The following is a 19033-nucleotide window of genomic DNA, read 5'->3' on the forward strand; positions in this document are numbered from 1 at the left end:
GTCAGACACTCAGATGGGAGGGAATGCGTAGATGCCGGCGGCCGACATCGGCAAAGAGCGGGTCGCGCCTTGCGCCCCAAACGGCGGCGGCGTGTCCGAAAGCCCAGAGCAGAAGGCCGACCAGCCAGAGGCGCAGCCCAAGGCCGAGCGCGGCCGCGAGCGTGCCGTTCAAAATCGCGATCGCCCGTGGCGCCCCGCCGAGGAGAATGGGCTCGGTCAGGGCACGGTGAACGGGGACGACGAAGCCGGGAACGTCACTCATCAGATGAGCGCTCCGCCGCCGAAGGAGAAGAAGGACAGGAAGAAGCTCGATGCGGCGAAGGCGATCGACAGGCCGAAGACGATCTGGATCAGGCGCCGGAACCCGCCCGAGGTATCGCCGAAGGCGAGCGTCAGCCCGGTGATGATAATGATGATCACCGCGATGATCTTGGCGACCGGTCCCTCGATGGATTCGAGGATGGACTGGAGCGGCGCTTCCCAGGGCATGGACGATCCCGCCGCGTGGGCGGCGGGCGCCATCATCATGGTGATGATGAGTGTCGAGGTGGCACCGGCGATCCGGCGGCGAAGGCGAGAGACGAGACGGATCATGCGGTGATTCCTTCCGGGGTTTGGGTCGTTGCTGTGAGGTGGTAGTCGCCGTCAGGCGTGAGGCCGGCGACGGCGGAGAGTTCGGCGAGCCGGCGTTGGGAACCGCGATCCGAGAGGACGGCGACGAGATCGATGGTCTCGGCGATCAGCGCGCGGGGAACCGTGACGACGGCTTCCTGGATCAGTTGTTCGAGCCGACGCAGCGCCCCGATGGCCGTCCCGGCATGGATTGTGCCGATGCCACCGGGATGCCCAGTGCCCCAGGCCTTCAGGAGGTCAAGCGCTTCCGGCCCGCGCACCTCGCCGATTGGGATACGGTCGGGACGCAGACGAAGGGAGGAGCGGACGAGATCGGATAGCGTTGCGACGCCATCCTTGGTGCGCATGGCGATGAGATTAGGCGCGGCGCACTGTAGCTCCCGCGTGTCCTCGATGATGACGACGCGGTCGGCACTCTTCGCCACCTCGGCGAGCAGCGCATTGGTCAGTGTGGTCTTGCCGGTCGAGGTGCCGCCGGCGACGAGGATGTTCTTTCGCTTGGCGACCGCCGTGCGAAGTGCGTTGGCCTGGCCGGTGTCCATGATGCCTGCTGCGACATAGTCGTCGAGCGAGAAGATGGCGATGGCAGGCTTGCGGATGGCGAAGGTCGGGGCCGCGACAACGGGCGGCAGCAGGCCCTCGAAGCGCTCACCCGTTTCCGGCAGCTCCGCAGATACGCGGGGGCTTCCAGCATGAACCTCGGCGCCGACATGATGCGCGACGAGCCGGATGATCCGCTCCCCATCGGCGGGGGCGACCAACTCACCGGTGTCGGAAAGGCCCTCGGACAGTCGGTCGACCCAGAGCCGACCGTCCGGGTTGAGCATTACCTCGACGATGCCGGGCTCTTCGAGGAAGCGGGCAATTGCCGGCCCGAGCGCCGTGCGCAGCATGCGTGCCCCGCGCGAGGACATTTCCGATCTTTGGAAGGTCGCCGACATTTCGCCCCCGATAGTGGTTGGGATCGCGATGGCGATCCCGGTTCGGGGATGAGTAAGAGAGCCAGGAAATGGTCCCGCGCAACAGTGTCAAGGGCATAGTAGTGGCGTGGCGTGTAAAGACAGGGAAACGGTAACTCAGCATGCAAGTTGTCTGAGATCGGAGATCGGTGGAGAGCTCACATATTTTGGATGATCGCAACGCAAACCTTTTCGTTGTTTGTTGCACACGGGCAAATCAGTTGCCTATGCGAGATAGTCTGAAAAAGGTTGGACGGCATTCTTCCTAAGAACCATGATTTGACCCATTGCTTCTGGAAATCGCCAGCCGCCGGTCTGGGCGTGTCCGACGATCGGTTCCAGCTACATGTCCAACGAGATCATCGGCCCACGCTATTTCCGGTGTCAGGCAGCCTGACGTTCATTGGCGAAAGCCCCTGGCGACGTCCCGACATGGCGGGAAAACGCCATGCTGAACGCACTTGCAGATCCATAGCCGACGCGTTGGGCAATCTCCGCCATCGCCAAGTTACCCCGCAACAACAGGTCCTTTGCCACCGCCATCCGCCAGGCCGTGACATATTCCATGGGTGCTGTCCCCACCTCGCGGCGGAAGCGATCGAAGAAGGTGGAACGGGACATGGCCGCAGCATCGGCCAGTCCCGCCACCGACAGAGGTGCGCCGGGGTCGGCATGGATCTGTCGCAGCGCTAAGGCCAGTTGGGGATCGGCAAGTCCGCGGAGCAGGCCGGGCTCGGCCATCGTGTTCTCGACGGACCGCAACGCTTCGACAAGAAGCAATTCCAGAAGCCGTCGGAGTACCATGTCGCGCGCCGCGCGATCGCCCTGCGTCTCTTCCTGAATCATCTGCATAAGCGTGATCAGGCGATCCTGCGCGCGCACATGGATCACTTCCGGCAAGAGCGAGACGAGCAGATCCCTGTCCAGCGAGGCAAAGGTGCAGTGGCCTACCAGGCAACGCACCTCGGTCGGAGCATCCGGTTCGCCAAGGCGGAACATCCCCGGATCGGTCTGAAGCGGCAGGCGTGGGGCGCCGCGAGGCGGCGGATCGATGCTCGACATGGTGAAGTCGAACACTTCGGGCACCAGCACGAAATCACCGGCTTCCAGGACAAGTGGAGCGCGGCCCCGAATGATCAGCCGGCAGGTGCCCTCGACCATGGCGCAATAGAACGGGCTCCGCATGTTCCTGCGCTCGACGAGCCAGCGGCCACCTCCGCTGACGAGCTTTGAGATCGATGGTTCCGGCTTCAGCAGCGTGACAACGCTGGCGAGCGGGTCTGAGGTCGGGTCGGGCAAGAATCCGGACTTTCACTGAATCAATAAGGATCATCAAATATAGAAAGTCCGAAGTGATCTGTCCATCTTCGTGTTCTGAAATCGACAGGAGATACATCAAATGCCCAGAATTCTCATTACCGGCGCTTCGACCGGCTTCGGCCTCGCCACGGCGGAACTCTTCCTCGCTCGGGGGTGGGAGGTCGTCGCGACCATGCGGTCTCCCGAGATACATGAAATGCCGCGGCACGAAGGCCTGCAAATCCTGCCGCTCGACGTCACGGATACGGCGAGCATCGCGCGGGCTGTCGCGGATGCCGGTCCTCTTGATGCGCTGGTCAACAATGCCGGCGTCGGCATGCTCAACGTGCTGGAGGGTGCGGACATCGTGAAGGCTCGCGAGCTGTTCGATACCAATGTCCTTGGCGCAATGGCGGTGACCCAGGCGGTTCTGCCCGGCATGCGCGCGCGCAAAGCGGGCGTGATCGTCAATATCAGTTCCAGCGTCACGCTGCGGCCGTTTCCCGCGCTGTCGGTATACAGCGCCAGCAAGGCCGCGATAAATGCGTTCACGGAGAGCCTGGCTCTCGAGACGGCGCAGTTCGGTATCCGGACGCGGCTTGTCCTGCCCGGATCGGCGCCGACGACCTCTTTCGGGAAAAACGCGGTGGCGCGGATGGGGATGGACGTCCCGGCGCCCTATGACGCGTTCGTGCAGGACATCTTCGCGGCCATGCGCGGTTCCACCGAAAAGAAGACGGATGCCGAGGATGTGGCGCAGGCCGTGTGGCGGGCGGTGACGGAGCCGGAAGCGCCGATGCGCCTGCCCGCGGGCGCCGATGCGGAAGCGATCTTCCAGGAAACGACGGTTACCGCCAATTGAGCGTTTCTACCCCCGCGCTCCGTCAGAACGCGGGGGTATCAGCAAGGAAGAACGACATATGAACAATCTCATCGACCTCTCGCGGACCATCCCGACGCCGGATCCCGGGCTGACAGTTGCCTATACTCCGATCACTCTGCCAATGGCTGGGCGCACTCCGCTCGAACTGCGCCTGACCGCACCCGCCGAAGGTGAAGGCCTGCCAATCGTGTTGCTGTCGCACGGGGCCGGACCATCAAAATACATCCCGTCGAAGGACGGCTATGCGTCGCTGGCACAGTTCTGGGCCGAGCGCGGATTTGCGGTGATCCAGCCGACACACGGCAACTCCCCAGTCGGCGGTCTGTCGCCCGATGCCCCCGGCGCTCCTTATTTCTGGCGCGAGCGCGTGGCGGAAATGACGACAATCCTCGATCATCTGGATGAGATCGAACGCCAGGCGCCCGCCATTGCCGGTCGTCTCGACCATCGCCGGATCGCGGCGGCCGGGCATTCGTTCGGCGGCTTTACTGTCGGGCTGCTTCTGGGCGCACGCCTGCAAGGGGAGAGTTTTGCCGAACCGCGCATCTCCGCCGGCATGTTGCTGGCGGCGCCCGGTCGCGGCGGCAGCGATCTGACCCCGGAAAGCGCGGCGCGCTTCCCATTCTTCGATGTGGATTTCTCGCATATGACGACGCGCAGTCTCGTGGTCTGCGGCGCGGACGACAATCCGCACTTCACGCCGCGCGGCCCGGAATGGCATGCGGACGCCTTCCATGACAGCCCCGGAGCCGAGGCCCTCGTGTACCTTGAAGGCGTCGGACACGGCCTGGGCGGCATTGCCGGGCTGGACGCCAAGGAAACCGAAACCGAAGCGCCGGAGAGCCTCGAAGCGACCAAGCGCCTCAGCCTGGCATGGCTTTGCACCGCACTCGGCGTCGATGGCGATGCCTGGGTGAACGCGACCGCATCGCTCGAAGGTCCCGCCGGGGCATTGGCTCGGGTGACACCCGTTACTGGCGCGTGAGACCGTAGTCCCTGCTTCCGGGGTGGGATGGGCCCAGAGACAAGGGCCAAACTCATTCGAAGGCGTCTACAGCACCGGTTTCAATTCCTCTTCGACCCACTGGGCAAAGCTGGTGGGGCCGATAATTGCGGAGGCGCGGGGAGCGATATTGTCCATGCCTTCGTCCTTGGCGCGCAGCATGTTGATGTAAGCCTGCGCGAAGGCCTCCGGCCAGCCGGACGCGAGAAGCCGTGCCTTCAAGGTTTCGTAGGGCACGTGTTGATAGCGCACCGCGCGTCCCGTCACTTCGGAAATGATGCGGGCGAGGTCATTGTAGGAGTATTCCTCGGGGCCGAGCACCGGAACGTCAATCTGCCCCGTCCAGGAACGGTCAAGCAACAGGCCGGCAGCGGCTTCACCGATATCCCGCACTGCGGTGTGGGGCAGCCTCTTGTCAGGGCTGATCGCGCCGACCATCTGGCCTTGCCGAAGGCTGTCGACGAGACGAAGCGCGTTGTCCATGAAGCCCGGCAAGGCGAGCCCGCGTATCGCCGCGCCGGTTTCTCTCAGCAAATCGACCATGTGGATTGAGGCTGTCGCCATTCCGGCCTTCTCCTGCCAAGGCGTGTCGCGTCCAAGTGTGGTTGCCGCGACGATGTGGCGAACACCATGGCGACGTATCGCTTCGGCGGCAGGGCGCGAGAATTCGACGGTGGCGGCATCGGGGGTTTCCTGTGGCGTCGGCGGGCAGAGCCAGAATATGGCCTCCGCATCGCGAAATGCCTGATCGACCACCTTCGGATCGGAATGGGACCCTTCCACGATCTCGACCCGATCTCGGGCCGCCTGCGGGAGCTTCCTCGGGTCGCGGACGATCACGCGGAGTTGGGCTCCCGCATTCAGCAGCCGGCCAAGGACATGGCGGCCAATATTTCCGGTTGGGGTTGTGACGACAATCATAGGGTAAGCCTCGTGTTTGTGATGTCCCTAGGATACGACGCCCGTTTGGATTATCTATGTTTGATGGTCGCTAATTTCTACGCCATAGTCCGAACCTATGGACCCACTCTCCGATCTACTCGCCCTATTGAAACCCAGGAGCTACCTCACCGCCGGTCTCGACGCCGGAGGGGACTGGGCGGTGCGTTTCGAAAACCAACCCGGCGCGATCAAGTGCCACGCCATCATGGACGGCGGGTGCTGGCTGGCGGTGGACGGCGAGAGCCCGGTGCGTTTGTTAGCGGACGATTGCGTGATCCTGCCCAGCGGGCGCTCCTTCACGCTTGCAAGTGACTTGGATGTAGCGCCCGTAGCCGCGCACGATCTGCTCGGCACCGCTCGACCGGGTGAAATGGTCTCCCATCAGGGCGGCGGGGATTTCCGGCTTATCGGAACGCGCTTCGAGGTGGACGGGCGCAAGGCGCACAGCCTGCTTGGCGCTCTGCCCGCGCTCGTGCATCTCCGCGGAGCCACCAACCAGGATGTGCTGCGCTGGAGCATCAGACAGTTGATGTTCGAGACGGGCGAAGCGCTTCCCGGCAGTTCCTTGGCCGCGCACCATCTCGCCCACTTCATTCTGCTGCAAGCGTTCCGGCTTTACCTGTCGCAAGAGGCGAACGATCGGGTGGGGATGCTTTATGCTCTGTCCGACCCGCCGCTTGCCCGAGCGGTCGAAGCCATGCATGCCGATCCGGCACATCCATGGACACTTGTCGAACTGGCCCGCCGTTCAGGGCTGTCGCGCTCGTCTTTTGCGCAGCGATTCCGCGATCGGGTCGGCGAAACGCCGATTGCCTACCTCACGCACTGGCGCATGCTTCTGGCAGCTGAAAGGCTTGAAACGACCGGTGAACGGTTGGTGGAGATTGCACGCTCTTCGGGCTATGAGTCCGAGAATGCCTTCAGCGCCGCGTTCAAGAGGGTGATGGGATGTTCCCCGGGACGATATGGCCGGATGGAGAACTTAGACCTGTGAGGGCGCGTTCGACCCAATTAAAATTCCTGTCAGCCAAGAAATTGTATCATTTTGTCTTCGACTAGGTGCAGCGAGAACTTCTCCGACTCCAACGGGAAGGCGGCAATAGGCAGAATTTGGAGAGGCCGTTTGTCCTAGTGGTCTCCCAGGGGAAGGCTAGGAGCCCAACGGGATGTCGTCGTCCTGGATGTCTAGATTTCCTCCGGGGTATCGCTTTGTTTGGTTGCCACGACGTCCTCCGGTATCTCTTTCAAGAAGCTCTGTCCCTTCTGCAGCCGGCGACCGAGGGTCTCGACAAAGCCCTCAAAGCGTTCCCGGCCCTTGATCTGAGCCGAGGACTGGGCGTCCTCGGGGAGTGGCGGCGTGATCGTGAGCCAGAACCGAATGAAGAGAGCCAGCGTTTCGGCGCTGATCCCGACGTCACGCTCCAGGCGCTGAACCTGTCGCGTTAGACGGTCGAGCCTGCGCGTGAAAGCCGCCTCCATCCGATCGGATCCGTCCGGGGAGAGAAACGACGCCATGGCCGCCTCGACGATGGCGGAACGGGACAGGTTCTTGCGATCAGCAAGATCGGCGATCTGCTTCAGCATCTCTGGTGGGAAATAGACATTCATCCGGCTGCGCATGGCCTGGCCCTCACAGTTCTATGCCATCTTTTGGGTCCAGGGTCGCCTGCCGCGCGATCTGGCGGCCCTGTTGACGAAATGCCCGCGCCTGTTTCGCGGGTTCATCGGCATCGTCTTCAAGCAGGTCGAACTCCCTCGACGGTTTCGGCTCTTTGGGCGGCGGCACGACGTCTTCGTGTTCAGGCAGGTCTGGCTGTCGCCGGATTCCGCCATTCGCCGCGTCTTCGGAACTGGTGTCCTCGTTGCGATCAGATTGGGTGATCGGCGTGACGATGCGGCCGGCCCAGGCATCATTGCCTTGGGGCGGATTGCCCTTGGTCGGATCTGGCGGCGCGGCGATCCGCTCGGTGAATCTTGTGTCTTCGTAATAGCGGGCCTTCTTCGCACGGATGGGCGGCAAACCCGCCACCATGACGATCTCGTCGGTGGCCGGAAGCTGCATGACTTCGCCGGGCGTGAGCAGAGGTCTCGCCGTCTCCTGCCGCGACACCATGAGGTGACTGAGCCACGGCGCGAGCCTGTGCCCGGCATAGTTCTTCATCGCGCGCATCTCGGTCGCGGTGCCGAGCGCGTCGGAAACCCTTTTTGCCGTGCGCTCGTCATTGGTCGCGAAGCTCACCCGAACATGGCAATTGTCGAGGATCGCGTTGTTTGGCCCGTAGGCCTTCTCGATCTGGTTGAGCGATTGCGCGATCAGAAAGGCCTTGAGCCCATAGCCCGCCATAAAGGCGAGGGCGCTCTCGAAGAAATCAAGTCGACCGAGCGCCGGAAACTCGTCGAGCATCAGCAACACGCGCTGCCGCTGGTTCGTCGCCTGCAGATCCTCGGTCAGCCGACGTCCGATTTGATTGAGAATCAGCCGGATCAGAGGCTTGGTGCGCGAAATGTCGGAAGGCGGCACTACTAGATAGAGGGTGGCGGGTTGTTTCCCATCGATCAGGTCGGCGATGCGCCAGTCGCATTGCCTAGTCACCCTTGCGACAACAGGATCGCGGTAGAGTCCAAGAAACGACATAGCGGTTGAGAGAACCCCGGAGCGTTCGTTATCAGCCTTGTTCAGAAGTTCCCGCGCCGCGGACGCGACCACTGGATGAGGACCGGCGTCGCCCAGATGCGGCGTCGTCATCATTGCCTTGAGCGTCGCCTCGATCGGCCGTTTCGGATCGGAGAGGAACCCGGCGACGCCCGCGAGGGTCTTGTCCGGCTCGGCATAAAGGACATGAAGGATGGTGCCGACCAGAAGCGAATGGCTGGTCTTTTCCCAGTGATTGCGCCGTTCGAGCGATCCCTCGGGATCGACCAGAATGTCGGCGACATTCTGCACGTCACGCACCTCCCAGTCGCCGCGGCGGACTTCGAGCAGAGGATTGTAGGCGGACGATTTGGGGTCAGTCGGATCGAAGAGCAGGACTCTTCCATACCTTGAGCGAAAACCGGCCGTTAAATCCCAGTTCTCGCCCTTGATGTCGTGGACGATGGCCGAGCCGGGCCAAGTCAGGAGCGAGGGAACCACCAGGCCAACGCCTTTGCCAGACCGTGTTGGTGCAAAACATAGAACATGCTCCGGTCCATCATGGCGCAGGTAGTGTTCATTGAATTTGCCGAGCACGACGCCATCCGATCCAAGCAATCCGCTCTTGGAGATCTCGTTCGGTTCTGCCCAGCGTGCCGAGCCATAGGTGATGACGTCCTTGGCCTCTCGCGCGCGCCAAACCGACATCGCGATCGCCACGCCGATCGATAGAAATCCGCCTGAGGCTGCAATGACCGCTCCCTCGACGAAGATGGGTGGCGCATAGGCCTCATAAGAAAACCACCACCAGAAGAAGGCTGGTGGATAGTAGAAGGGAAATCCCATCAGATCGAACCAAGGGGTTCCAAGCTGCGGCTGGAACCCAAGCCGCCAGGCAACCCATTCCGTCGCGCCCCATGTGGTGATGAGGACGATCAGGAAGACAACGGCAATTTGGCCCCAGAGGATCTTGGTTGCGGACATGGTCACACATGATGACCGTCTGACCGGCCCCACTTGCAAGCGAAGTCAGGTAGTGGTCGAGCGAATGGCGGCCATTGCGAAAATAAAGGACAGATCGAGTGTTCGGCGGGCCAAGTGATTCTTAGCCAATGGCTGCTGTGCGCCTCCATCTTAGTCTTTCGATCGAGGGCGCGGAATTCCAACAGTAGCCGTTCATTCCAGGACACTGCGCGTAGGTGATCTGTTGGCCCTTGTCCCTTCGTGACTGCGGGGACACGTCGGCAGGCAAAGGCAGATCACACCGGATGCCGGAGGGGCGCCTTTAGCAACTTTCACTTCAAATCGAATCTTTGTCTTGCAATTTTCACAAATCCATCGCACAACGCCATGCAACTTATATAGAGAGGCTAGGTCAATGAGATTTCCCGTGCCCAGTGACGTGCTTCGTCATGCGCGTGAGAAGGCGGACGTTAAGCAAAGCACTTTGGCGAAGACGCTCGACACCAACGCCAGCTTCGTGTCGCGCCTCGAAAAGGGAGGGCCGGTCGAACCGGCATTTGCCGAGCGCTACCTTCGTGCAGTCGGAGGGCCGATCGCGGACGATGTCTTGGAGTATTACCGACGGGAGTGGGCGCACTCCGAGCCGCCCTCCTATCTGCACCCGGATCGCGAGCATCTGTGGCGCGTCGAGCAGACCCTCCAGCATTTGGCCGCGTTCGAGCAGTCGCCGCAGAACCATCCGATCCTTGCGGATACCATCTCGACCATGCGCGACGATCTCTCGTCGGTCCTGCGGTATCTCGAGCGGCTCGATCATGTGATCGCGTGGGTCGGCGACATCGGCGTGGGTAAAACCACCGCCTTGGCGCACGCTGCGCGTCTGCTTGCACCCGACGCCAAGGGGATGATGCGCTCGGTGTTCCCGGTCGGCTCGGGCCGCATCACTGTCTGCGAAACAATGATTAAAACGGCGCCTGCGTTCGGCGTCGCCGTCGAGGCGCTCGATGAGGAATCGATCCGGAACCTGGTTAACGACCTGATCCACAGCGTCGCGAAGGGCAAGGTAACGGTGCCAGCCGAGGTGACGCGTGTGCTCCGCAACATGTCAGGGTATCAGTCCAATCGGGTCGAGGTGAACGACGAGTTCGAGACTAGGGACCCGATTGCCGATGCGCTTGCCGCCGGCGAGGAGCCGGCGATTCTCGCCGACAAGATGATCGCGGCGATGAACTTGCCGTCGCGCCGCGAGACGTCGCTCGCTCTTTCGGAAGAGGCTGAAGACGGCATGCAATGGCTCGCGCGCACCATCAGTCGCATCAACATCGGTCTCGACCCGCGCTTCTCCTTGCCGCGGCGCATCACGGTGCTTGTCCCTTCAAGCAGCTTGCGAGAGGCCGGAGACTTGAGCTTGGTCGACACCAAGGGCGTCGAGACGATCACCCAACGCCCCGACCTTCGCGGCTATATCGACGAGCCGCGCACGCTAGTCGTGCTGTGCAGCAAGTTCCCCGATGCGCCGAACATGACGGTTCAGCGTATCCTCCGGGAGAATGAGGAGTCGGGGTCGGACGCCGCCGAGCGTAACCGGATCGCGCTCCTAGTGCTGCCGCGGGGCGACGAGCCCATGCATGTACTTGATCAGGGCGAGCCGCCAACAAGTGGCGCCGAGGGCCGCGCCATCCGCCGCGACGAGATTCATCATGCGCTCGCTGGCGCCGGGCTACCGAAGGTCAAGACCTATTTCTACGATGCGCACGGCGACAAGCCGGAGATTGTGTGGTCAAACCTCCGCGCGCAGATCGGTTTGATGCGCCAGGTTCATATCGATCGCCTCGACCGCACAGCGCAGGCAGTTTCCGAGCTGGTCGCTGACGTCGACATTGTTAAGACGCGCGGCGCCCGCAAGGGGCTTGAGGAAAGCTTCGATCGGCTGATCGAGCGCATTGTGGAGATGCCGCCTGTTCGCCGGCCCGCCCACCAGAACCTCGTCGATCAGTTCGACGACGTGCATCAAAGCTCGGTGGCGGCGTCGATGACCCGCCGTGGCAATTGGCCGAACTTCTCAATCTTCCACATCCTCGGTGTCGGCGTGCGGCAGGATGCCAATCTTCGCTCGGCCGATCATCTGAGCAGGATCGAGCATGCGCTGGAAGACGCCGAGCTGCAATATGGCGAGCTTGCTGACGTGCGAGCGATGATCGGGAGCTTGCGCGATCGCGTTGCGGCGTGGCGGCAGGAATTTCTACAGCAGGCGCAATCGATCGGCAGCGACGCCTTTCGCGGCGTGCTCAGCGAAGAGACGAAGCTTTGGTCGGATTCGGTCGCGCGGTACGGCACCTATGTACCGGGCTATAAGAAGTCACTCTCCGAGATGTGGAACGACTTCTTTGAAAGCTCCAAGCCGGACGAGGCGCGCGCCGCGATTGAGGCGCGACTGAAGGATGCTTGGGACTCTACGATCATCGAGCCGCTGCGCGCAGCGACGCGGGCAGCGAGCGATCTTGCCGACGTAGAAGATGCGGCGTGACCAGGGTCTGCCCTAAATGCTGTGAGAATTGTATCTCGCAGCTCCGGGTGCCTGTACCGAAAGGACGACGACGATGTGGTGTGGAGAGAAATCAATTTTGGGAAGTGGGCCGGCAAGGGTAAGACGCTGCCGCAAGCTGCCAGGCCCCTCCGGCCCCAATACGTTCGGCATAGCCTTTTTGTCTCCGAGTTCCCAATTCTAAAGGCCTAAGCCCCGCTTTCGCCCAAAGCTCCAATCGACGCGGCCATTGCCGCGCATGAGCCCAGAAACCTCTTGCCCCAGCTTCTTTTCGAGCGATGGCGACCAAGGGACAAGCTGGAAGCCGAGACCATTGTCGATCATGGCGAAGCGGCCGGACGATAGCGTCAGCCTCTGGCGGTACGTGCCGGCGACATGCTCGCCGGTCGCGGATTTCACATTGGGCAATCCGGTTTCATCGGCGAGCTTTGCGGCCGCAGTGTCCAACTCTCGACGTCGCAGCGTATTGAGCAGATCGCGCTGCATGATGATACGCTGTCCCTGCCGCCGGGCGAGCCCCTCATCTGCGAGGTGTTCCGCGCGCGCCTTTATCGCATCGCTGACCTCGCCTCCGAACCCGCCCATCGAGAGTGGCATGGGATCTCGTTCGACTAGGCGGTGATCGAGCCAGGTGGCACCCGGCGCATTGATCTGTGCCTTGAGATCGAGATCCGAGCGGAGCGCCAGGACAAGGGTGGGCCGGCGGTCTTCCGTCTCGCCAAAGCGTCGCACCTCGACAATGCCGCCAAGGGGCGGTGCGTGCTCGAAGGCCTCGATGCCCCGGAAGCGGACATGATGGGCGCGCCCGTCGGTGCCATCGATCACTGCATAGGCCTCGCCAGTCAGTTCGTCATGCAGGCCGCGATCCACCAGGCGGCCGATGATCGGTGACGCCTCATCTCCGGCCTCGATCGCGAAGTCACCAATGCCACGATCCTGGCCGCGCTCAACAAAAGCTTGGTGCATCGTTTTGATGATGTCGCCGCGCATGCTGACATCGCGCAGCTTGCGTTCGGCTTCGAGACCGACCATCCATTCACCGGGACCGGCAGGGGCCGCCAGTCCCATCCTCTCCAGATGCTGCAAGCGGCCGATCATCAGCCGGCGGGGTTCGCTGTTGTTCAAATCACTGGCATCCGGACGGAGATCGATATGCCCGGTATCGTCGGCGGCGAAACGGATTTCACGGTCGAGACTGGTCCAACGCTCGGTGGTGATTTCTTTTTCGAGCGTCGCGCGAATTTCGTGTTCCGGCTTCGGGCCAAGTTCCAGCGAGACCAGTTCCTCGCCGCGCGAGCGCAAACCACGGCTGATATAATCGCGAGAGATGACGAGGTCGGCGCCGGTCTCATCGACACCGCGCACCAGCAGGTGGACATGTGGATTGTCAGTGTTCCAGTGATCGACCGCGATCCAGTCAAGCCTGGTGCCTAGGTCGGCTTCCATCTGCCGTGCGAGGTCCCGCGTGAAGGCCTTCAGGTCCTGTATGTCGGCGGCGTCCTCGGGCGAGACGATGAAGCGGAAATGATGCCGGTCGTCCTCGCACCGCTCGGCGAAGGCGCGGTCGTCGGCGCTGTCGCTCGTCGCATCGAACATGATGCCGCGTTCGCCGTCGCGGGTGACGCCCTCGCGTTTCAGATAGGCGACATGGGCAGTGAGCGGCGCGGACCGAAAAGCGCGGCCCTTGTGACGGACGACGCGGGCCTTGACGACGACGCGCCTGGATGGACTGAAGAGACGAGCGCGGGCGAAACGTGTGCGACCCCGGCCGAAGCTCGATCGGCCATAGCTGGACCCACGGCCACCAGATCCGGACCCCGAGACATGCCCGGACTTCTTGGCCGCGCGCATCACCTGGTTGATGAAGCTCTTCTGGCGGGGAACCCGTTTGTCGCGAATACGGCCTGGGCGGATACGGAAGTCGCGGTCGTCGCTGTTCATCGCGCCCCTTCCTCATACCGGAATTCGGCCGCGGTGCCGCGAACAGCATTGAAATCACATGACAATTCATTGGCGGTGGCACGCGGCCCGACCGACCGGCACGCCGGAGCCCACGTCATTTCAATGACTTGCGGTTCGCGCGGCGTGCCCCTTTTATCTCGCCGTCCTTCGGTCGTGCTCTCCCCCTCAGCACGCATTTCCGTCAGGTCTATGCGGGAGCACGCCAATCCTCGCCATGACACATTCGTGGTCATCGGCGCTCTCTTGGCTGCGATGGCGTGACGAACAGCCCGCTATCCCGAGGAGTGAGATCCATGTCGGTGCCGTCAACCTGTGTCTCTGTGATGGTTGCGGGTTTCACCGACGATTCTGCCGGAACAGCGGCGGAACCGCCGTCGGCTTGCGCGACGAAGAGCGGTGATTGCGTCCAATCGCGACGGTTGATCTGCACCGGGATTGCCGCGAGGGAAGCGGCGGAGGCGTCGACATAGGGCGCGAGAACCGCGACGTAGTTGCGTGTTTCGGCCGGCAGCGGACGCCCGTCGACGAGGTATTCGTCGTAGCGGCCCGGTCCGGCATTGTAAGCGGCGAGGAAGCCCGGCGACCCGTATTGGTCATGGAGTTCACGCAGGTAGGCCGTGCCTGCGAGGATGTTGTCGCGCGGATCGAACGGATCGTTGCCAAGTCGATATCGGGCGCTCAACTCGATCCACGTATCGGGCATGATCTGCATCAGACCCGTCGCGCCCTTGGACGAGACCGCGCGCGCGATCCCGTCGCTTTCGGCCGTCATCACCGCGCGGAGCAATCGTTCGGGAAGCCCGAAACGCTGCGACGCCTCGGCGACATACGCCCTGTAAGGATCGACGGCGGGTCGTGTTTCGGTCGCCGTGGTCTGCGCCGTCGCGCTGGCTGGGAAGTTGGGCAGAGAGGTGCCGAAGGCGAGCAGGCCGGAAAGGAGAAAGAGGCCTTTACCAGCCGACGGGAGATAGCCCGTTGCAGGTCCCGCCCGATGGGATCGACGAATGCGGGACATGGTTTCAGTCCTTGTCGCCGCGCTTCGGGGGGCGGTTCCACTGTAGCGTCCAGGTGTCCTTTTCGGCGTCTATCTGGAACAGATTGGCTAGGATTGGATGGCCGAATGCCGGGTCGTCAAGCTGAAGGGAGAGGTAGTCTCCGGCCTTTTCACCGGTGCGTTTCCAGGCTGCTCCGACTTCCGGGCTGGAGCCGTCGCCACTGTGAACGCGGTAGTCCGGCGCGTTCTCGGTATCGGAGCTTTCGGCCGGCACGAGTGTCAGTTCGCGGTCGATTGTGAGCGTATGGATGCGTCCGGTGTATCCGGATTTGGTACGGGTGAAGTGTCCGATCTGGGTCATGGGCTGGGTCCTTTCATCGTGGTGGGGTGGGATTGCGAATGCGGGGATGCGGCGCTCATCGAACAGGCGCGCGCCATTCGAAGTGACCGTCGCCGGCTTCGTCGGTGAACAGCGGGACGGCGCGGCCGATGACGGCGCTTTGCGACAACGGCCCGAAGTACCGCCCGTCGAGACTGTCGGGATGCTGCCAATTGAGGAGAAAGATGTCGCCGTCATCGATGCGCTGGCAGCCCTGCCAGACTGGCAGTTTGCGGCCTGCACTGTCCTGTTCCCGCGCCTCCGCCATCGCGATCCCATCGACGGTTACGGCGTGATCGTGGCGACAGACCTGCTGACCGGGGAGCGCGACGATCCGCTTCAGGAGCGGCACGCCGAGCGGCAGATATCCGCGTTGCTCAAGCATGGAAGCGAGGGGCGCGGGTGGTGTGATGACGACGAGGTCGAGAACCTCGAAATGATCGCTCGGCCGGATGACGTAGAGTCCGACTGGCGCGCTTGCCGAGGCGTTCCAGAGCAACCATGGGGTCACGGGAACCGATGCCGAGACGCCGATTGCCGTCGCGCTGAGGCAGGTGACGATGAGGTAGCCGAACCGCGTCATGGTTCCGCCTTTTGCCGCAGCCGCCAGGCATGATGCTGGGTGCGCGTGTAGTCGCGCGGTTCCTGCGCGACGGCCAGGCGATTATGGACGTGACGCCAATAGTCCGGCGCGACGTCGACAGGATCGATGTCGAGGGCCTCGATGGCGTCGACGGCTTGCAGCACGCGCTCGACCTTGGGCCAGCCGGTGATCTTGAGCAGAATGTCGCCGCCGGGGCGCACGAAGGGAAGCGTTTGATAGGGCGCGCCCGGTGCGACCGCACGGACGATGTCGATGCGGGAGATGATCGTGCCATAGTCGTTCGCGGCCCACCGGGCAAAGGCGAAGATACTGCCCGCGGCAAAGCTGACGATGCGCCGTTTCCGGTCGAGGATTTGCTCCTCGGCGATGTGGCCGAACCGGATCCAGTGCTCGATCCGTTTCTCGATCCAGGTGAGTTCGACGCGGGTCAGCCCATCGGCGAATGGTCTTGCTGGTGCCGGGTTTCCGCCGATGCGCGGCCCGCCGTTGCCGGTCATGGCTGGTCTCCTTCGAGTTCGGGAAATTCGCGTGCGAGCAAATTGCGCAGCATGTCGGCGACGGTGACGCCGCGTTCGAATGCGGCGATCTTGATGCGGCCGCGCAGCTCCGGCGTGATGTCGATGGTGAGCCTTGCGCTATAGTCGGGGCGTTTCGTCTCGGCGCGGCCCGCCGACTTGATCCAGTCCTCGGGATCGCCTGGACGCGCCGCGAATCCACGTTTGGCGGGCCGGTTTGTCATCGGGCGAGCCTCCCGATCTCGGTTGCAAGCGCGGTGATCTCCTTTGCGGCCAGGCTGTCGTGGTCGATCTCGAAGGCGAGCCGGCCAAGCTGGGCGGCGGTGGCGAAGACGACGCGCTGGCCGACGGAAAACCGCAGGACGGGCGGGTCCTGGTCCGCGAGTGCCTCGGAGGTTTCGCGGGCGATGATGGTGCGGGTAGCCGAGCGGTTGAGAACGAAACGCACGACGAGTTGCGGTCGGAATATCCGTGCTTCCTCGATCAGCCGCAGTATCTCTGCGGAGGCCCAACCATCGAAAGGCGAGGGTTGCACGGGGATGAGAACAACGTCGGCGGCGAGCAACGCAGAACGCATCAATCCGGCGACACGGGGCGGCCCGTCGATGACGACGTTGTCCGCGTTACGGGCAAGTTCGGGCGCTTCACGATGCAGCGTGTCGCGCGCCAGGCCGATGATGCCGAAGAGCCTTGGCAGCCCCTCCCTCGCGCGCTGTTCCGACCAGTCGAGTGCGGAGCCTTGGGGATCGGCATCTACAAGCGTGACCCGATCTCCTCGTCGTGCCCATTCACCGGCCAGGTGCAGGGCAAGGGTGGTCTTTCCGACGCCACCCTTCTGATTGAGCAGTGCGACGATCACGATGCACCTCCGGCGTTTTGCGGATTTGGTGCATCGGTGATGGGGTCCGGGCCGGCGTCCTGATCGGGGTTTTCCCCAGAGCGCCGGTCTCTTAAGAAGTTAGATTCTTTGTTAGACTCTAAGTTAAGGGCGTGATTATCGGTTTGATCATCGGAACTTAACCTTGGATCGGGTTCCTGATAGCACGAGGGTGCGGTTCCTGATGGCACGATAGCCCGGGTTCCCGATAGCACGACGGCGTCCACAGCTTCTCCACAGGGCGCCGGCTCGAAGGCGAGCAGGGTGCGGCGCGGCTCGAATTCGACGAACAGGCGGTAGCCCGGAAGGGCCTGTCGTTTGACGATGGCACGCAGTTCGAAAGCGAACCGCTTGAAGGGCGAGAGGCTGCCGGATTTGAGATAGAGGTGGCGGAAATCGAAGCGCCAGCCGGCCCTCTGCTTGCCGCCGTGCTTGCGGACGATCCTGTAGAGCCAGCGGTCGAGACCGCCGGTCAGCCCGAAATAAGCCCGGTCGATGGTGAGGATGAGCGCATCGTCGAGGACGGCCTTGTAAAACCAGTCCGGGACGATGAGTTCGATCCCCTCCGGATTGCCACGCGCATCGCTGCGCTCCGTCCATTCGTTGATCCAGGAGAAGCGGTGCATGCGCCGCGCCGTCCTGTCTGTGGCACCGGATTGCGCCCTCGGATTGCGTGGCGGCTGACGCAACGTCGTTGCCACCGTCGTCGATTGCAGGCGGTCGAGGGCCGCCTTGAGACGCTGGTAATCGCGCGCGCCGGTGCCGCGGCCGATGAAGGTGAGGATCTGGTAGGGCGTTGCCGCCATCAGGCGCGACGTGCGGAAACCGTTGTCGCGTGCCTCCACGATTTGGCTGGCCGCCCAGATGAGTATGTCGGCGTCCCAGATGGTCGCCATGCCGTGTTCGGGCACGGCCTCCACCCGGATCGCCACCGCTCCGGAGCGATAGTCGATCGGTGTGGTGCGGGGAGACTTAGCGAGGCTGAAGAAGGGATAGGCCATGAGGTCCTGCGCATCGCGGGGCGCGAGATCGCTCGGAAGGGCGCGGAACAGTTCGAGTTGCTGCCTCTCCGATGTGCGGGATCGCGCCATGGTTGGAGATCAGCGGCGGTTTGTGGCGCGCGGGATGTCTTCATGCCGCTTGGCCGGCAGCACCGTGCCGGCGCCGGGGTCGGAGGTCGATGTCTTAGCGCCGCGGTTCGCCCAGGCCTGCAAATCCTCGACCGAATAGACGACGCGGCCCCCGAGCTTGCGATAGGCGGGGCCGGTGCCGTAGGTGCGGTGCTTCTCGAGTGTTCGGCCGGACAGGCCGAGGAAGCGCGCGGCTTCGGGGGTTCTCAAATAGCGTGGCGGCAAGCTGGTGGGTGTCGCGGACATGATCGTGCCTCCGTGGTCTTTGGGACGACCGCCGGATATCGGCGGTTCGACGGGAGCACGGTGGCGGAGAAGGCGTGACGAGAGGGAGTGCGAAGACGCGACGGCGGTTTCGCACCCTCGTCAAGTCGTCGCGTGGCGGCGGGACAGGAGAGAGCGATAGGCGCCCTCGACGAGCCTCATGCCTTCGCGAAAGCGGCGCATGACGGCGTCGCGTTCGGACATGGATTTCCACGCCGTGGCGCTAACGTGATCCGCGCGAAGAACGATCTCGGCGATCTCCTGGAATGTCGCGCCGGATCGGCGGCCGTCGATGACCCGCAGCATTTGCCTGAGATTGTGCCTTCGGTACGGGGTGACGCGCAGGTCTTCGACGGATCGCCGCCCGTTTATGGCGTGCGAGAACCGTCGGATCGCATCGAGACGATCCTCCAGAAAGCGATCAAGCAAGGTTATGGGTGAGACCGGTC

At 63.0% G+C, this 19033-nt stretch carries 21 protein-coding genes; 4 read left to right on the forward strand and 17 right to left on the reverse strand.

Translation table 11 applies throughout. From position 1 onward, the window contains the following. Position 1 precedes the first annotated feature (1 nt). From CLD20_RS12640 to CLD20_RS12655, 4 genes are all read right to left on the reverse strand, one after another. On the reverse strand, positions 2-262 hold the full coding sequence (locus tag CLD20_RS12640; RefSeq protein ID WP_224407005.1) for a VirB3 family type IV secretion system protein: 261 nt from the start codon (positions 260-262) through the stop codon (positions 2-4). Continuing rightward, positions 262-594 (reverse strand): TrbC/VirB2 family protein, encoded by a 333-nt coding sequence (locus CLD20_RS12645; protein ID WP_224407006.1) that lies wholly within the window; start codon positions 592-594, stop codon positions 262-264. The genes CLD20_RS12640 and CLD20_RS12645 overlap by 1 nt, the downstream gene beginning before the upstream one ends. Then, on the reverse strand, positions 591-1574 hold the full coding sequence (trbB, locus tag CLD20_RS12650) for a P-type conjugative transfer ATPase TrbB (protein ID WP_224407007.1): 984 nt from the start codon (positions 1572-1574) through the stop codon (positions 591-593). The genes CLD20_RS12645 and trbB overlap by 4 nt, the downstream gene beginning before the upstream one ends. A gap of 402 nt (positions 1575-1976) precedes the next feature. Further along, positions 1977-2891, reverse strand: a complete 915-nt coding sequence (locus CLD20_RS12655; RefSeq protein WP_224407008.1) for an AraC family transcriptional regulator — start codon at positions 2889-2891, stop codon at positions 1977-1979. A 100-nt stretch (positions 2892-2991) separates the two neighbouring features. Here CLD20_RS12655 and CLD20_RS12660 point away from each other — a divergent pair, with 100 nt between their 5' ends. Further along, positions 2992-3753, forward strand: coding sequence for an SDR family oxidoreductase (locus CLD20_RS12660; protein WP_224407009.1), 762 nt, complete (start codon positions 2992-2994; stop codon positions 3751-3753). 58 nt (positions 3754-3811) lie between these two features. Next, positions 3812-4759 carry an alpha/beta fold hydrolase gene (locus CLD20_RS12665; protein WP_224407010.1) on the forward strand — a complete coding sequence of 316 codons (948 nt, stop codon included), beginning with the start codon at positions 3812-3814 and terminating at the stop codon, positions 4757-4759. A 66-nt stretch (positions 4760-4825) separates the two neighbouring features. Here CLD20_RS12665 and CLD20_RS12670 read toward each other — a convergent pair whose 3' ends face one another. Then, positions 4826-5698, reverse strand: a complete 873-nt coding sequence (locus CLD20_RS12670; RefSeq protein ID WP_224407011.1) for an NAD(P)H-binding protein — start codon at positions 5696-5698, stop codon at positions 4826-4828. Positions 5699-5795: 97 nt separating this feature from the next. Between CLD20_RS12670 and CLD20_RS12675 the strand changes: the two genes are divergently transcribed. Beyond that, positions 5796-6713 carry an AraC family transcriptional regulator gene (locus tag CLD20_RS12675; protein ID WP_224407012.1) on the forward strand — a complete coding sequence of 306 codons (918 nt, stop codon included), beginning with the start codon at positions 5796-5798 and terminating at the stop codon, positions 6711-6713. A 191-nt stretch (positions 6714-6904) separates the two neighbouring features. Here CLD20_RS12675 and CLD20_RS12680 read toward each other — a convergent pair whose 3' ends face one another. Beyond that, positions 6905-7339 carry a CopG family transcriptional regulator gene (locus tag CLD20_RS12680; RefSeq protein WP_224407013.1) on the reverse strand — a complete coding sequence of 145 codons (435 nt, stop codon included), beginning with the start codon at positions 7337-7339 and terminating at the stop codon, positions 6905-6907. A 10-nt stretch (positions 7340-7349) separates the two neighbouring features. Then, positions 7350-9335 (reverse strand): conjugal transfer protein TraG, encoded by a 1986-nt coding sequence (locus CLD20_RS12685; RefSeq protein WP_224407014.1) that lies wholly within the window; start codon positions 9333-9335, stop codon positions 7350-7352. A 406-nt stretch (positions 9336-9741) separates the two neighbouring features. Here CLD20_RS12685 and CLD20_RS12690 point away from each other — a divergent pair, with 406 nt between their 5' ends. Beyond that, positions 9742-11841, forward strand: coding sequence for a helix-turn-helix transcriptional regulator (locus tag CLD20_RS12690; protein WP_224407015.1), 2100 nt, complete (start codon positions 9742-9744; stop codon positions 11839-11841). Between the two features lie 198 nt (positions 11842-12039). Here the strand turns inward: CLD20_RS12690 and CLD20_RS12695 are convergent, their stop codons facing one another. The 10 genes from CLD20_RS12695 to CLD20_RS12740 form a co-directional block, all read right to left on the reverse strand. Continuing rightward, a complete protein-coding gene (locus CLD20_RS12695) occupies positions 12040-13800 on the reverse strand; it encodes a DUF3363 domain-containing protein (protein WP_224407016.1) in 1761 nt (586 codons plus the stop codon). Positions 13801-14050: 250 nt separating this feature from the next. Beyond that, complete coding sequence (locus CLD20_RS12700) at positions 14051-14836, reverse strand: lytic transglycosylase domain-containing protein (protein ID WP_224407017.1); 786 nt, start codon at positions 14834-14836, stop codon at positions 14051-14053. Positions 14837-14840: 4 nt separating this feature from the next. Next, positions 14841-15176 (reverse strand): DUF736 domain-containing protein, encoded by a 336-nt coding sequence (locus CLD20_RS12705; protein ID WP_224407018.1) that lies wholly within the window; start codon positions 15174-15176, stop codon positions 14841-14843. Positions 15177-15231: 55 nt separating this feature from the next. Continuing rightward, positions 15232-15777 carry a S26 family signal peptidase gene (locus tag CLD20_RS12710; protein WP_224407019.1) on the reverse strand — a complete coding sequence of 182 codons (546 nt, stop codon included), beginning with the start codon at positions 15775-15777 and terminating at the stop codon, positions 15232-15234. Next, the gene (locus CLD20_RS12715) at positions 15774-16295 is read right to left on the reverse strand and encodes a DUF2840 domain-containing protein (RefSeq protein ID WP_224407020.1); all 522 of its coding nucleotides are present in this window, start codon (positions 16293-16295) and stop codon (positions 15774-15776) included. Before CLD20_RS12715 ends, CLD20_RS12710 begins: the two co-directional genes overlap by 4 nt. After that, complete coding sequence (locus CLD20_RS12720) at positions 16292-16537, reverse strand: hypothetical protein (protein WP_224407021.1); 246 nt, start codon at positions 16535-16537, stop codon at positions 16292-16294. Before CLD20_RS12720 ends, CLD20_RS12715 begins: the two co-directional genes overlap by 4 nt. After that, positions 16534-17172 carry a ParA family partition ATPase gene (parA, locus tag CLD20_RS12725; RefSeq protein WP_224407022.1) on the reverse strand — a complete coding sequence of 213 codons (639 nt, stop codon included), beginning with the start codon at positions 17170-17172 and terminating at the stop codon, positions 16534-16536. The genes CLD20_RS12720 and parA overlap by 4 nt, the downstream gene beginning before the upstream one ends. Next, on the reverse strand, positions 17169-18281 hold the full coding sequence (locus CLD20_RS12730) for a replication initiator protein A (protein ID WP_224407023.1): 1113 nt from the start codon (positions 18279-18281) through the stop codon (positions 17169-17171). The genes parA and CLD20_RS12730 overlap by 4 nt, the downstream gene beginning before the upstream one ends. 9 nt (positions 18282-18290) lie before the next feature. After that, positions 18291-18566: an AlpA family transcriptional regulator gene (locus CLD20_RS12735; RefSeq protein WP_224407024.1), complete on the reverse strand. Its 276-nt coding sequence runs from the start codon at positions 18564-18566 to the stop codon at positions 18291-18293. Between the two features lie 120 nt (positions 18567-18686). Next, the gene (locus tag CLD20_RS12740) at positions 18687-19013 is read right to left on the reverse strand and encodes a DUF2285 domain-containing protein (protein WP_224407025.1); all 327 of its coding nucleotides are present in this window, start codon (positions 19011-19013) and stop codon (positions 18687-18689) included. Positions 19014-19033 lie beyond the last annotated feature (20 nt).

The organism is Afifella sp. IM 167, assembly GCF_020144925.1.
GTDB lineage: Bacteria > Pseudomonadota > Alphaproteobacteria > Rhizobiales > Afifellaceae > Afifella.

What these genes read in the sequence shown, in the direction of transcription:
- CLD20_RS12695 (WP_224407016.1), bottom strand. Translation starts at nt 13,800, where the DNA reads ATGAACAGCGACGACCGCGACTTCCGTATCCGCCCAGGCCGTATTCGC.
- CLD20_RS12660 (WP_224407009.1), top strand. Translation starts at nt 2,992, where the DNA reads ATGCCCAGAATTCTCATTACCGGCGCTTCGACCGGCTTCGGCCTCGCC.
- CLD20_RS12705 (WP_224407018.1), bottom strand. Translation starts at nt 15,176, where the DNA reads ATGACCCAGATCGGACACTTCACCCGTACCAAATCCGGATACACCGGA.
- CLD20_RS12710 (WP_224407019.1), bottom strand. Translation starts at nt 15,777, where the DNA reads ATGACGCGGTTCGGCTACCTCATCGTCACCTGCCTCAGCGCGACGGCA.
- CLD20_RS12645 (WP_224407006.1), bottom strand. Translation starts at nt 594, where the DNA reads ATGATCCGTCTCGTCTCTCGCCTTCGCCGCCGGATCGCCGGTGCCACC.
- CLD20_RS12670 (WP_224407011.1), bottom strand. Translation starts at nt 5,698, where the DNA reads ATGATTGTCGTCACAACCCCAACCGGAAATATTGGCCGCCATGTCCTT.
- CLD20_RS12640 (WP_224407005.1), bottom strand. Translation starts at nt 262, where the DNA reads ATGAGTGACGTTCCCGGCTTCGTCGTCCCCGTTCACCGTGCCCTGACC.
- CLD20_RS12685 (WP_224407014.1), bottom strand. Translation starts at nt 9,335, where the DNA reads ATGTCCGCAACCAAGATCCTCTGGGGCCAAATTGCCGTTGTCTTCCTG.
- trbB (WP_224407007.1), bottom strand. Translation starts at nt 1,574, where the DNA reads ATGTCGGCGACCTTCCAAAGATCGGAAATGTCCTCGCGCGGGGCACGC.
- CLD20_RS12715 (WP_224407020.1), bottom strand. Translation starts at nt 16,295, where the DNA reads ATGACCGGCAACGGCGGGCCGCGCATCGGCGGAAACCCGGCACCAGCA.
- CLD20_RS12675 (WP_224407012.1), top strand. Translation starts at nt 5,796, where the DNA reads ATGGACCCACTCTCCGATCTACTCGCCCTATTGAAACCCAGGAGCTAC.
- CLD20_RS12665 (WP_224407010.1), top strand. Translation starts at nt 3,812, where the DNA reads ATGAACAATCTCATCGACCTCTCGCGGACCATCCCGACGCCGGATCCC.
- CLD20_RS12735 (WP_224407024.1), bottom strand. Translation starts at nt 18,566, where the DNA reads ATGTCCGCGACACCCACCAGCTTGCCGCCACGCTATTTGAGAACCCCC.
- CLD20_RS12700 (WP_224407017.1), bottom strand. Translation starts at nt 14,836, where the DNA reads ATGTCCCGCATTCGTCGATCCCATCGGGCGGGACCTGCAACGGGCTAT.
- CLD20_RS12680 (WP_224407013.1), bottom strand. Translation starts at nt 7,339, where the DNA reads ATGCGCAGCCGGATGAATGTCTATTTCCCACCAGAGATGCTGAAGCAG.
- CLD20_RS12720 (WP_224407021.1), bottom strand. Translation starts at nt 16,537, where the DNA reads ATGACAAACCGGCCCGCCAAACGTGGATTCGCGGCGCGTCCAGGCGAT.
- CLD20_RS12730 (WP_224407023.1), bottom strand. Translation starts at nt 18,281, where the DNA reads ATGGCGCGATCCCGCACATCGGAGAGGCAGCAACTCGAACTGTTCCGC.